We start from the raw sequence: 12,757 nt of genomic DNA, 5'->3' as shown, positions 1-12,757 counted from the left end.
CCATCATCACAGAATTTTAGCCCAACCAAACTAATCAGCTAAACTTATCATTGACTTTGCATACCCATATTCTTTATACCGATATACGCAAAATAACTAATGGAGCAATGTCGATGAAAGAAAACATGGAAATATCCTACGATTATCATGGTGATATCGATTTCAAAGAGCCATTTTCATCTATAAAAAATGAAGACATCCATTTTTACCTTGATGTAGATACATTTGTTGGAAAGGATACTTGTGGGCAAAATTGCAATCATTGTTGGTTTGTGAATTATCAAAAAGTCTTCGCGAAATCATTTGGTATACATGCAGGCCATGACATATATAGGAAATTGTCACAGCAAGGTTTCAATATTTACCCCCGTTATGTAGACAGCTTTGCTCACAATGGGGAATTTATGGATATCTACGGGCCTGCACACAACCGTGAGTTTCGTTCAGGGGAGAATAAAGAAGAAACAGAGACTATGATAAAAGGTGATGCATGGACAAGTGGTAAACCCCTACTGCAAAAAAACTATACCGACCTCCTGGATAAAGCGGTAAGAAATGGTTACGGTACTGTTTCCATTACTTTTCATGGTATAGTTGATGATGTCGATAAATGTTTGCTTTATTCTCATACGGATTATCCAATAAAAGGTGTTTTTCCAGGCGAGAAATGTATATCAGTTATTTCAAGAATACAGAATTATAGTAATGAAAATGTGTTTAACACGGAAATCCGGGTCAATATTGGCATCACTATTGGAACGCATAATCATTCCCGCGAAAATTTAATAAAATATTGTCAGCTTTTTAATAAATTGGGGGTTGAGACTGTACGTTTTAACTGCTTCACTGACCATGGACGCCGTCATCCTCATTTGCAACTCTCTCAAAAGCAAGTACGCGATTTTTATGAGAATGTAAGATGGATACACGATAATCTAACTTTACATTTTCAGCTTGGCGTCAGCGAGGATTTTGGGACCTCCGGGATCGACGTTCTGGATCTTCCTGCTCACGTGGGCTGGTGCCGAGCGGGTCGTCAGCTATTTGCCATTATTCCTTGCGAGGCCACTATTACTTATATAGAGGGTGAGGAACACGAACGTATAGGACAAATAGTTGGATGTGTAAATATTTTTGAGCCTGGCTTCGGCTCTCTTACCCGCATCAAGAAAACCAATAGCGATGAGTATGACTACAGAGTTCATTTTGACGTCGAAGCCATCGAATCGTTCACTCAGGACAGGTTATCAGGCGTGTATAAAAATGGATGTTTTGCTGGAGAAATCCTTCAGATGGAAAATTATGATATCCCTTTAGTAGACAAACATCGCATTGATGTAATAGAAGTATAAAAGGCTGTTCCTAAAAAATAATGAGGCCTTAACGGCCTCTGTCAAAAAAGGTATTTTAAATGGATTTATTAGTATCACCGCTTTGGATTATAAGTAATCAACATAAACGAAATATTGTCATAGTGGATGCCACGCTGAAAAAAACCATGAATACACATGCTCCAACTTCTGGTGGTGTAATCCCTGATGCGATATATTTTGATTTGGAAAAAGAATTTTCTGATCTGACTACTGGTCTTCCACACTCTTTTCCCCGCTTATCTTCAATGGCATCTTCCATGGCTGGTCTGGGCATAAGCTCAGAATCAACTGTAGTGGTTTACGATCAACAGGGTGCTTATTCTGCTCCGAGAGTGTGGTGGATGCTTAAGGTAATGGGAGTTAAGAACGTTTATCTATTGGATGGAGGAATGTCTGCATGGCAGCAGGCGGGTTATAAGGTTTCAAGTCATCATCGGCAACCTATCGCAACGCTTCCTATTCAGTTTGCTCCTCAACCTGAGCATATCATCGACAAAAACTTCTTGAATGAAAATCTTAACTCCAGGCAAGCCGTTATTATTGATGCACGCCCGTCTGCCCGTTTTGATGGTATTCAGGCGGAGCCAAGGTCTGGTTTGCGAAGTGGGCATATTCCCGGCTCAATCAATATTCCTTTTGAAAGTGTGCTGAGTGAAGGCCGATATAAAAATTCAGATGCACTCACTGCGCTATTCATTTCCAGGGGCATTTCTAAACAACAGCGTCTTATCTTTAGTTGTGGCTCTGGTGTTACGGCATGCATTGTGCTCATCGCTGCCTCTATTGCAGGATTCAACGCCCTGTATGTTTATGATGGATCCTGGGCTGAATGGGGTGCAGACGATGCCTTGCCTGTAGAAAAAACCTTGCTAAATCATGAGAATGAATAATATGCCCTTGCCACCTGAAAACAGAGCAGTAATTTATACCATGTTGCTGGGGACTTTTTTGTCCCGTGCAGGTTATTTTATGACATGGCCTTATCTTTCGCTCGTGCTTTATCGTGATTTTGGTCTGAGCGCTTCACTCATCGGCGCTATTTTCTTTATGACTTCAGCATCAGGAATATTATTTGGGATGTTGGGAAGTTATTATTCAGATATAATCGGTCGTGAGCGTGCACTAATAATCAGCCTTGTTCTGAGTGTGGCGGGGTTTTCAGTGATGGCTGGAACAACAGAAGTCATTGGCTTTGTCATAGCTATGGCTCTAATTTCTTTAGGCCGTGCATGCACAGAGTCATTTAGCAAAGCTATGATAGGAGATTATGTTAATGACGTTCGGCAAAGGGAAAAATTTCAATATATTCGCTACTACATTGTTAATATAGGTACAGCTTTTGGCCCTGTAGCAGGAACTTACGCCTTGACCTCGCCATCTTTAAATATATTTATAATTTCAGCCATAATATATATTATTTATACGATATTGATGATAACCATTGTTGCGATTTCCTCAAAGTCCAGAAGAGAGAAAGCATCTCCTTCAGCAGGAATCCTTCACGCTTTTTCAATCATATTATCCCAACCCTCTTTTGTTAGACTGCTTATAAGCTATTCCTTGCTCATGTTTGTTTATATATCCTTCGACTCGCCACTTATCCAGTTCCTCACTCGAATAAGCTTCCCAGACTTAACATTTATAATTAGTGCTATATTTTTCACTAACGCTATAACGGTAATAGCATGCCAATATCCTGTTCTTTATCTTTTGCGAAGATCTACAGTTAATACTAAAATTATCTTAGGCATCATATTAATATCCTTAGCCCAACTATTTTTTATGTTGGCCTATTTTAAATTAATAGCATTTATTATTTTTGCTACTTTTTTACTTAGTTTGGGAGAGCTGATAGCAATGCCAGCGTTTAGCATTGAAGTAGACAGGCTAGCACCAGCCAATCTTAGAGGGACTTCCTTTGGAATTATAAACCTTACTTCTCTCGGTGCATCCTTATGCCCTCTGATTTGTGGTTTGCTAATAGATGCTGGGTATGGTTACGCAATGTTTTTTCTACTTTTTATTACAGGATTGCTTTCCATTTTAATATACAAAAAAGTCGGACTGAGCCGTAAGGTTGCTCAGGCTTAATGTGCAGGGAGATAAAACCCTCTTACTGAGCGGCCGCCGCGCCGCACCTCGCCCTACTCCATCTTCGCCCAGGCCAAATTTATCGTCCACACTTAACGCAAAGGCATAGTCTGCGCAGGCATTGTGTTTTACACTGCGCGCTGAAAAAAATGAGCAGATAACACGATTAGGCAGGCGGTAAATGGCGATGAACGGAACGATCACAACCTGGTTTCAGGACAAAGGCTTTGGATTTATCAAAGATGAAAACGGCGACAACCGGTACTTTCATGTGATTAAGGTCTCCAACCCCGATTTGATCAAGAAAGATGCCGCGGTGACGTTTGAACCGACCACCAACAGCAAAGGCCTGTCAGCCTATGCAGTGAAGGTGCTGCCGGAAAGCAAATACATCTATATTGCGGGTGAGCGCCTGAAGCTGACCTCGATTAAATCTTACGTGGTTTTCAGCGAAGAAGTGCCCGCCGAGACCCGCATCGATAAAGAAAATGCGGTGCTCTCTGTGGGCCTGCTGATGAGCAGCATTCGGCCCACCGCCGCTAAGCCTGGCGCCACGCGCTCGCTGAAAAAGCTGGCGATCACTACCTTTCAGGGCACCACGCTGATCTTCTCGGAAGATGAGATCGATATCGATGCCACGGTGAAAATGCTCAAGGTGTAACCGGCAGGCCGGTTTCTGCGTATCGCAGGCGATCGGCTTCGCGTGATAGTAATCATGTTGCCACAACGGGCGGGGCTGACGATGCAGATTTACCCGTCGCCGCCTGGAATAACTGACACCCTCTTTAATTCTGGAAATACCTTATGAACCATGAAGTACCGATTAAATATTTTGATATTGCCGATGAATACTCAACCGAAGCCGCCACGCCGCTGAGCGATGCCGAGCGCGAACCGGTTGCGCACTATTTTGAACTGCTGTTGACGCGGTTAAGCAACAACGAAGAGATTGATGAAGCGGCTCAGCAGGAGATGGCGGTTGATGCGGGCATCGATCCACAGCGCATTGATGAGATCGCCAACTTCCTGAATCAATGGGGCAACGAGTAATCGTCTCGCTCAGGTAAAGGATCGACCGCTTTAACAGGAAAAATCCACGTGCTGACGTGGATTTTTTTATGTGATGCCTGTTGCCTTTGCGAACAGCAATAATGCCGATTCCGTAATGCGAAAAAATCACTCTGCGTCTGCACTGCTCAGCCGATTGAAACAGTGCGGCGTCAGGCTGGCCGCTCAGGAGATAGCATCCTCTGCGGCCAGTCTGTTCAGCGAGCAGCGGCGATCGCCGCAACGTTTTCCGCAGTGACAACCTTGTAGGGCACCCAGTTAAACGCCTCTGCGGGCTGATTCTCCAGCAGCGTTTGGGTTACCTGCACCGCGCCGGTGGCCTGCACTTTGGCATCCTGGAAAATGGTCAGCGCCATCATGCCGTTTTTGACGAACTGCAGCCCATCCGGCGTGCCGTCAATGCCGGCCACCAGGATGTGCTTATTCTTCGCCTGATTCAGCGCCATAATCGCGCCGATCGCCATCTCATCGTTGTTGGCGGCAATAGCGTCGATCGGGCTGTTATTGAGCAGCCAGCCAGAGACCACATCTACCGCTTCATTGCGCTGCCAGCGTGCGGTCTGCTTCTCCACCACCTTCATCTGCGGATATTTGCCGATCACCTTTTCAGCGGCGCGCGTACGCTCACGAGCTTCTTCATTAGACAGCGCGCCCATCAGGATCGCCACATTACCGCGGTGCTCCATGCGTTTTGCCAGCGCCTCCATCTGCATTTCACCCCCCAGCGCGGAATCAGAGCCAACATAGGCCATGCGCGCCAACAGTTTGATCTCAGGCTTGCGGTTCACGAACACCAGCGGAATGTTGGCGCGCCGTGCTGCCTCAATCATCGGCCGCACGCCCTGCGTGTCCACCGGGTTGAGAATAATCGCGTCAACGCCCTGATTAATAAAATCATCAACCTGCTGCACCTGTAGCGCCACGTCGCCTTTGGCATCGACAAACTGGCTCTGCATCCCTTTTGCTTTCAGTTCGCTCAGCATCTGCGTGCGCAAAATAGAAACAAAGTTAAGGTCAAAGTTGGCCAGCGCCACGCCAACCTGCCAGGTTTTTGCCTGTCCCGATACGCTGAACAGCGAACTCAGCAGCAGCACTAAAGCGGTGAATATTTTCATGTTTGCGTCCTGTTGGATTAAAGAATGATCGCGCGATCAGCAGGTGAAATGATCGCGAAACTGCGCCAGGGCTTCGGTGCTGTCGCCGGATGCCCAGCCTTCCAGCGCCACCACGCCGCGATAGTGCATCTGCTCAAGCGCCCGCGCGATGGCGCGATAGTTGATTTCGCCGGTGCCGGGCTGCTGGCGTCCCGGCACGTCGGCAACCTGAATTTCGCCGATTGCCGGTCCGCAGCGGCGCAGCAGCGCAATCAAATTGCCCTCGCCAATTTGCGCGTGATAGAGATCAAGGTTCATCTTGAGCGCCGGGCTGTTGACCGCCTCCACCAGCGCCAGCGTATCGGCGGCGCGGGCAAACGGCGTGCCCGGATGATCAACCGCGAGGTTAAGGTTTTCTAGGGTAAACACCCGTCCGGCGCGTTCGCCCAGCTGTGCCAGCTGGCGCAGCGTGTCGGCTGCCTGCAGCCACATCTGCCCGGTCACCACCTCAACCGGTTTTACCGGCAGGCCGCGCGCATCCAGCCCGGTGCCGTGCAGGTTCAGCGACGGACAGTTGAGCTGCGCGGCCACCGCCAGCGAGCGTTCTGCGCTGGCGAGCAGCTGCGCGATGCCCTCTTCATCAGTGAGATTGCCGGTAAGGTAGCCGGTCATCGAGGTAAAGCGGGCACCGGTGGCCACCAGCGCGGCGATATCCTTGTCAGCCCAGCCCCAGATTTCAACGCCGAAACCCAGCGCATGAATACGCTCAACGCGGGAAATCAACGGCAGGTCGAGAAACACCATTTCGGCGCAGACCGATAATGTGTAGTCAGCCATCAGCGATCCCCCAGCGTGATTGACCGTCCCTGCTCGACCGAAGCGATGCAGGCCAACGCAATCTCCAGCGCATTACGCGCATCCTCCCCGGTGGCGCGCGGCGTTTCGCCAGAACGAATGCAGTGCACAAACTCGGTCAGCTCGGCGACGTAGGCGTCGCGTAGCAGGTCGGTGTCCATGCGCGACGTCGCGATGCCGATGCCGTTTTCGCGATAGGTGACGCAGTTGTTAAGGTTGATATTGCCCGCCTGCATCATGCCTTTGCTGCCAAACACCTCGCCGCGCACGTCATAACCGTATACCGCCTGAAAGTTCGCTTCTGCCGTGGCAATGGCACCGTTATCAAAGCGAATAGTGACGACGGCAGTATCCAGCAGCCCCTGCGCTTTAAAATCGGGGCGCACCAGCGCATCGGCCAGCGCACAAACCGCCACCGGCTTCGCGCCGGGATTGAAATGCAGTAGGGTATCGAAATCATGGATCAGCGTTTCGAGAAAAATGGTCCACTGCGGAATCGGTGCTGGATCGCGCAGCAGCGGATCGCGGGTCACCGAGCGGCTGAGCTGAGTCGTGCCGTTTTCACCGGCCTTCACCGCCGCAATGGCCGCCGCAAAACCGCTGACAAAGCGGCGGTTAAAACCGACCTGCAGCACCACGCCTGCGGTTTTTGCCGCGGCGATGGCGCGGTCCGCCTCCTCCAGCGTGACCGCCATGGGCTTCTCACAAAACACATGCTTGCCCGCCTGGGCCGCGGCGATGACCCAGGCCGCGTGGGTGCGGGCCGGTGAGGCGATGACCACCGCATCCACCTCAGGATCGTTGAGCAGCGCCTGCAGATCGCTGAACGCCTTGCTGACGCCCAGCTTTGTTGCCAGCGCTTGTGCCGCGCCAGGCTGCGGATCGGCCACGGCAACCAGCTGCGCGCCCGGCACGCGCTGGGCGAGTGACTCGGCATGAAAGCTGCCCATTCTGCCTGCGCCAATCAGGCCGACACGTACGGATGGTGAATGCATAAACGCTCCTTTTTGAAATGGTGTGCCCGTCAGGGCGATCGGTGCGCGATGGCGAAACCTCGCTGCCATGCCTGCTACAGCCATTGCAAACGCGGTGCCAGCGCGCAGAGCGGGATATTTGTGAGCGGTTGCACAGATGGAAGTCACAAAGTGATAACAAAATTTACATGTCAATCTGACATGTAAATAAAATGGACATTCCACGTTGGGCGGAGAATGCCATGCACGCGTTACAAGGTCTGTTACCGGTTAAAGATGAAAGTGATGCGATATTCAGCCTGCCCGCCAGCAGCGAGGCAGCAAAATGGGAGGATTTACTGCAGCAAGGCTGGCAGGCGTTTCAGCGCGGCGAGCAGCCGCACTGGATAAGAGCCAATATTCTTCATTCGTGGCAGCGTTCGCAGCAGCTGGCGATCGATCCGGCGCACTTCGTCTACTGCGCGCTGCCCGCTGCGGAACTGGCAGCGATTCTGGCCAGCAACCGCGAGATGATTGAGGTGGCGCGCAAAGTGATGGCCAACCTGCTGGCCTACAATCCTGATGGCCATATCAATCTCACCGATGCGCAAGGCGTAACGCTGGATTACTGCGGCGCCGATCTGACGCCGCCCGGCAGCATCCTGCGCGAAGAGGTGCTCGGCACCAACTGCACCGCGCGCTGCCTGATTGAGCAGCGTCTGGTCTACGTGCTCAGCGGTGAAAACTGGAAATTCCAGCTGCGCGATCGCCATCGCCACTGCGCCGCCGCGCCGGTGCGTGACGGCACCGGTTCGGTGATCGGCGTGCTGACGCTCACCGCCACACCGGATAATTTCAACGCCCACACGCTGGGCACGGTGCAGGCGGCCGCCGAAGCGGTGGGCCGTGAGCTAATCCTGCGCCGTCACCTCACCGAACAGCAGTCAATTCTGGAAACGCTGAACGAAGGCATTATCGTGTTCGACCGTCAGGGCTGTATCAAAACCCTTAATCGCTATGCGCGCCAGGTGTTCAGCCACCTCGATATCACCGGTCCGGCAATTGATGAGCAACTGCAGCCACAGGCGGGATCGCTGCTGAGCCTGCCGTTCTGCAATGACCGCGAGCTGCAGTTTATGCCTGCGGGCAGCGGCATATCCTGTCTGGTGTCGCTGATGCCCGCCCCGGACGGCGATCGTATCCTTTCCCTGCGCGAGAACCAGCGTATCCGGGCGATTACCCGGCGCGTGCTGGGCGTCAGCGCCAGCTATACCTTTGAGATGATTCAGGGCCAGGCCCCCGCCCTGCAACAGGCGATTCAGAATGCTCGCCTCAGCAGCCGCGGTGACAGCACCATTTTGCTGACCGGCGAGAGCGGCACCGGCAAAGAGCTGTTTGCTCAGGCGATCCACAATGCCAGCCTGCGCGCGCAGGAGCCGTTTATCGCCATCAACTGTGGCGCGTTGCCGCGCGATCTGGTGCAGAGCGAGCTGTTTGGCTATGTCGATGGTGCTTTTACCGGCTCGCGACGCGGCGGATCGGCCGGTAAGTTTGAGCTGGCGGACGGCGGCACGCTGTTTCTGGATGAGATTGGTGAGATGCCACTTGAGGCGCAAACCAGCCTGCTGCGGGTGATTCAGGAGAGCGAAGTGCTGCGCATTGGCGCGGCGCAGCCGGTGGCAGTTAACGTGCGTATCATTGCGGCGACCCACTGCGATCTGCTCGACGCCGTTGAAAAAGGGGCATTTCGGCGCGATCTCTTCTATCGGCTTAACGTCATCTCACTGGCGATACCGCCGCTGCGGCAGCGGGCGGAGGACATTGTCAGCCTGGTGAACGCCTTTACCCAGTCGCTCTGCGCACGACTGAAGCGGAATCCGCCGCGCTTTTCACCGGCGGCGATGGCCTGTCTGCAGGCGTGGCACTGGCCGGGCAACGTGCGTGAGCTGGAAAACCTCGTGGAGCGCATGATCAGCCTGTGCGAAGGGCTGCTGATTGACGTTGCCGATTTGCCAGCGGAGATGCGCCACGCACCGGTCGCTGAGGCGCTCAGCTCGCTGCAGGATGCCAGCCGTCAGCATATCCTGCTGACCATCGATAAGCATGGCGGCAACCTGCGCCGCTCGGCACAGGAACTGGGCATCTCACGCACCGCGCTCTATAACAAGCTGCATCTCTGGCAGATCGATATGCAGGCGCTGCGCCGTCGCGGCTAACCGACGGCTACTTTTGCCCCTGCAAGCGGCTGGCGATGGCACGCAGCTCATCGGCAATCTGTTTCAGATCCTGCTGCTGTTCGCCCGGCGCCCCGCTGGAATGGCGTACCACCAGCCGCGCGGGCAGGATTGACGACGAGCGGCTGCTGTCGCTTTCGTTGGCCCGCAGCAGCCGCTCTACCGCCTCTTTGCCCTGCCGATCGAGATCCAGCGACACCGTGCTTAGCGACGGATGGAAAAAGGCGCTTTCGTAAGTGTCATCATAACCAATCACCGATTTTTGCCCCGGCACGGCGACGCCGTTCTGATGAAAGGCGCTCAGCACGCCCAGCGCCATCTGATCGTTCCCCACCAGCAGCGCGGTAAAATCGGGTGCTTCGCGCAGCATCTGTAACGCGCCAGCGTAGCCGCTCTGCGCATCCCAGTTACCGTAGACCAGACTCACCGGCTGCAGATGATAACGCTCCAGCATCTCCAGCCAGCTTTTCAGGCGCAGATTAGCAGAGACCGAGTGCTGCGGCCCGGCCAGCAGCGCAAACGCCCGGTGCCCCTGCTCATAGAGATATTTGACGCTGGCGCGGGTGCCGTCGGCCGGGTTAAACGACACGTTAAACACCGAACAGAAGGGATCGACATCCAGAAACAGGCAGATGATGTCGCGGTTATCCTCGGCGATGCGTTCGGCGTCGGCGGTCTCCATCGGCGCGTTGATAATGACCCGATCCACCCGCTGCGATTTTAGCTCGTTGATCGCGCCCTGCAGGCTTTGTCCGACGTTCTCATCGATCATGGCAATCAGCACCTGATAACCCGCTTCGCTGGCGTAGCGTTTCACCGCAGCGGCCACCTGAGAGGGCGCATGCAGCGCCAGCGAGGTGGTCACCAGCCCAAGAGTGGTTATGTGCTTGCCGACCAGCTGCTGTGCCAGCCGGTTGGGCACGTAACGCAGCGCCTCTATCGCCTCTTCCACCTTGCGACGCGTTGTTTCTGAGACGTTAGCGGACTTATTCAGCACGCGTGAAACCGTCTGGTAGGATACCCCGGCATGGCGTGCAACATCCTCTAACGTGGCACTTTTCAGCTTCATAACTCGATTCCCAGTCTGCAGAGGGTCGGAATTGTATCAGTCGTCCAGACCCTGGCCTAGTTAACCCGCTCACAGCGTTGCGAATTGCCATAAAAGATTGACGTTCACATAGATCGTTAAGTGATCCGCCTCACCAATCGTTACATTTTACCGCTAATTTGTTGCACTGACTCACACAATTCACCGATTCGCATTGCCTGGAATTGTTTGCTCATTGATAACTGTCGCCACGATGTGAACGTATGACAATTACCCCTGAGGATAACATGAATACTAAGCTTTGCACGCTGGCGGTGGCGCTGGCGGCAACCCTGACTTCCCCTTCCCTGCTCGCAGCGATCGACAACATCGATTTTCACGGTTATCTGCGTGGCGGCGTGGGCGTTTCGCGCGATGGTGGCATGGAAGAGTGGCAAAAAAACAAGATCGGCCGTCTGGGTAACGAAGCGGACACCTATGGCGAAGTGGAGCTGGGCAGCGAAGTCTACAAAAAAGATGACGTCAGTTTTTACGTCGACACCATGGTCAGCATGTTTTCCGATGGGTCCAACGATAACGAAACCACTTTGGGCGATGACGCACAGTTTGGCCTGCGTCAGCTTAATTTGCAGATCAAAGGCCTGATCCCGGGTGATAAGAACGCAGTGATCTGGGGCGGTAAGCGCTATTACCAGCGTCACGATCTGCACATCATCGATACCAAATACTGGAACATCTCCGGTTCCGGCGCCGGTGTGGAAAACTACACCCTGGGCCCGGGCGCCATCTCTGTGGCGTGGATCCGTAATGATGCCAACGACGTCGACTATCGCGAAGATGGCGATAACGACGTGAACATCAACTACATTGACGTGCGTTATGCGGGCTGGAAGCCATGGAGCGGCGCCTGGACTGAATTCGGCGTCGACTACGCCATTCCTAACGCCACCGACAAGCAGAAAGAGTACGGCGGCCTGTATGACGCGGAAAACGGCGTGATGCTCACCGGCGAAGTCAGCCAGGATATGTGGAGCGGCTACCAGAAGCTGGTGGTGCAGTACGCTGATAAAGGTCTGGCGCAGAACATGGTGTCGCAGGGCGGCGGCTGGTATGACATGTACAACGACACCCGTGATGCCAAAGGCTATCGCGTGATCAACACCGGCCTGCTGCCGATCACCGACCGCTTCTCGCTGAATCAGGTATTTACCTGGGGTTCAGCCGATAACGTCACCGCACAAACCGACAGCTCCACCCTGCTCTCGCTGGTTGGCCGGGCGCAGTACCAGTTTACCGACTACGTGCGCGGCATTGGTGAAGTGGGCAGTTTCTGGCAGAAAGATAAAAACCGCGACGGCAGCGACTACAAACAGGCCGGACAGAAATATACTCTGGCGCTGGGTCTCGCCGCCGGTCGTGAATTTATGTCGCGTCCTGAGCTACGCGTGTTTGCTTCCTACCTGAATGATTCAGAACAGGGCAACACTTTCCAGGATAACACCGCTGACAACACATGGAACTTCGGCGTGCAGGTGGAAGCCTGGTGGTAAGCGGCTGAGGTCGCCTCCCACGAAAAGGATGCTGCGGCATCCTTTTTTTATGGCGTTCCGGCGGTAAAAAGAGAGCGATGCAAAGAGGCAATACGGAAAGCAACAGCGAGAAAGCGGGATAACCGGTTGGCTATCCCGCGGGGTATCAGGCGGGTTTAAAAAAGCGGGCGTCGAGCAGCTGGCGCAGCCGATCGGACTGCGTACCGAAAATAGCATGGACCTCATGGCCGAGGATCACCACGCCAATTGCGCCCATCTGCTGTAGCGCGGCGGAATCCACCTGCGCCAGTGATTTCACCTGCACCCGCAAGCGGGTCAGACAGGCATCAACCTGCTCAATGTTATCGCGGCCGCCAAAGCAGTGCAGCAGACGCTCGAGCATCGCCATATCCACCGGCTCATCCGCTGACGGCTGAGGCTGGCGGCTGAAGTAATGCGTAAACGATTTAAGGCTTACCATCATGTTCTCCTCAGGCGGCATCGCTGCCGCC

At 53.3% G+C, this 12,757-nt stretch carries 12 protein-coding genes; 7 read left to right on the top strand and 5 right to left on the bottom strand.

The annotated features are described in order from the left end of the window. The first annotated feature begins 113 nt into the window (after positions 1–113). From EM595_RS07740 to EM595_RS07720, 5 genes are all read left to right on the top strand, one after another. Positions 114–1,352, top strand: a complete 1,239-nt coding sequence (locus EM595_RS07740) for a hypothetical protein (protein WP_067429937.1) — start codon at positions 114–116, stop codon at positions 1,350–1,352. A gap of 59 nt (positions 1,353–1,411) precedes the next feature. Further along, positions 1,412–2,263 (top strand): sulfurtransferase, encoded by an 852-nt coding sequence (locus EM595_RS07735; protein WP_067429934.1) that lies wholly within the window; start codon positions 1,412–1,414, stop codon positions 2,261–2,263. Continuing rightward, positions 2,250–3,464 (top strand): MFS transporter, encoded by a 1,215-nt coding sequence (locus tag EM595_RS07730; RefSeq protein ID WP_336470217.1) that lies wholly within the window; start codon positions 2,250–2,252, stop codon positions 3,462–3,464. Before EM595_RS07735 ends, EM595_RS07730 begins: the two co-directional genes overlap by 14 nt. A gap of 181 nt (positions 3,465–3,645) precedes the next feature. After that, the gene (locus EM595_RS07725; protein ID WP_067429931.1) at positions 3,646–4,125 is read left to right on the top strand and encodes a cold-shock protein; all 480 of its coding nucleotides are present in this window, start codon (positions 3,646–3,648) and stop codon (positions 4,123–4,125) included. A gap of 143 nt (positions 4,126–4,268) precedes the next feature. Next, entirely contained in the window at positions 4,269–4,514 is a 246-nt protein-coding gene (locus tag EM595_RS07720) for a DUF2543 family protein (RefSeq protein WP_067429928.1), read from the top strand. 215 nt (positions 4,515–4,729) lie between these two features. Here the strand turns inward: EM595_RS07720 and EM595_RS07715 are convergent, their stop codons facing one another. From EM595_RS07715 to EM595_RS07705, 3 genes are read right to left on the bottom strand one after another with little or no spacing between them, the layout of a single operon-like run. Further along, positions 4,730–5,647, bottom strand: coding sequence for a substrate-binding domain-containing protein (locus EM595_RS07715; RefSeq protein WP_067429925.1), 918 nt, complete (start codon positions 5,645–5,647; stop codon positions 4,730–4,732). A 36-nt stretch (positions 5,648–5,683) separates the two neighbouring features. Beyond that, complete coding sequence (locus tag EM595_RS07710) at positions 5,684–6,463, bottom strand: TIM barrel protein (RefSeq protein ID WP_067429922.1); 780 nt, start codon at positions 6,461–6,463, stop codon at positions 5,684–5,686. Continuing rightward, complete coding sequence (locus EM595_RS07705; RefSeq protein ID WP_067429919.1) at positions 6,463–7,476, bottom strand: Gfo/Idh/MocA family oxidoreductase; 1,014 nt, start codon at positions 7,474–7,476, stop codon at positions 6,463–6,465. The genes EM595_RS07710 and EM595_RS07705 overlap by 1 nt, the downstream gene beginning before the upstream one ends. Before the next feature lie 221 nt (positions 7,477–7,697). On the opposite strand from EM595_RS07705, the gene EM595_RS07700 reads away from it, so the two are divergent. After that, positions 7,698–9,650, top strand: a complete 1,953-nt coding sequence (locus tag EM595_RS07700; protein ID WP_067429915.1) for a sigma-54-dependent Fis family transcriptional regulator — start codon at positions 7,698–7,700, stop codon at positions 9,648–9,650. A 7-nt stretch (positions 9,651–9,657) separates the two neighbouring features. On the opposite strand, the gene EM595_RS07695 is transcribed toward EM595_RS07700, so the two are convergent. Then, positions 9,658–10,737, bottom strand: a complete 1,080-nt coding sequence (locus EM595_RS07695; protein WP_067429912.1) for a LacI family DNA-binding transcriptional regulator — start codon at positions 10,735–10,737, stop codon at positions 9,658–9,660. A gap of 266 nt (positions 10,738–11,003) precedes the next feature. Here EM595_RS07695 and EM595_RS07690 point away from each other — a divergent pair, with 266 nt between their 5' ends. Then, positions 11,004–12,266 carry a maltoporin gene (locus EM595_RS07690; protein ID WP_067429908.1) on the top strand — a complete coding sequence of 421 codons (1,263 nt, stop codon included), beginning with the start codon at positions 11,004–11,006 and terminating at the stop codon, positions 12,264–12,266. 145 nt (positions 12,267–12,411) lie between these two features. Here the strand turns inward: EM595_RS07690 and EM595_RS07685 are convergent, their stop codons facing one another. Next, entirely contained in the window at positions 12,412–12,726 is a 315-nt protein-coding gene (locus tag EM595_RS07685) for a PTS sugar transporter subunit IIB (RefSeq protein ID WP_067435269.1), read from the bottom strand. Positions 12,727–12,757 lie beyond the last annotated feature (31 nt).

The sequence above is a fragment of the Duffyella gerundensis genome (genome assembly GCF_001517405.1).
GTDB lineage: Bacteria > Pseudomonadota > Gammaproteobacteria > Enterobacterales > Enterobacteriaceae > Duffyella > Duffyella gerundensis.
This window is presented reverse-complemented; position numbering and strand designations above follow the sequence as displayed.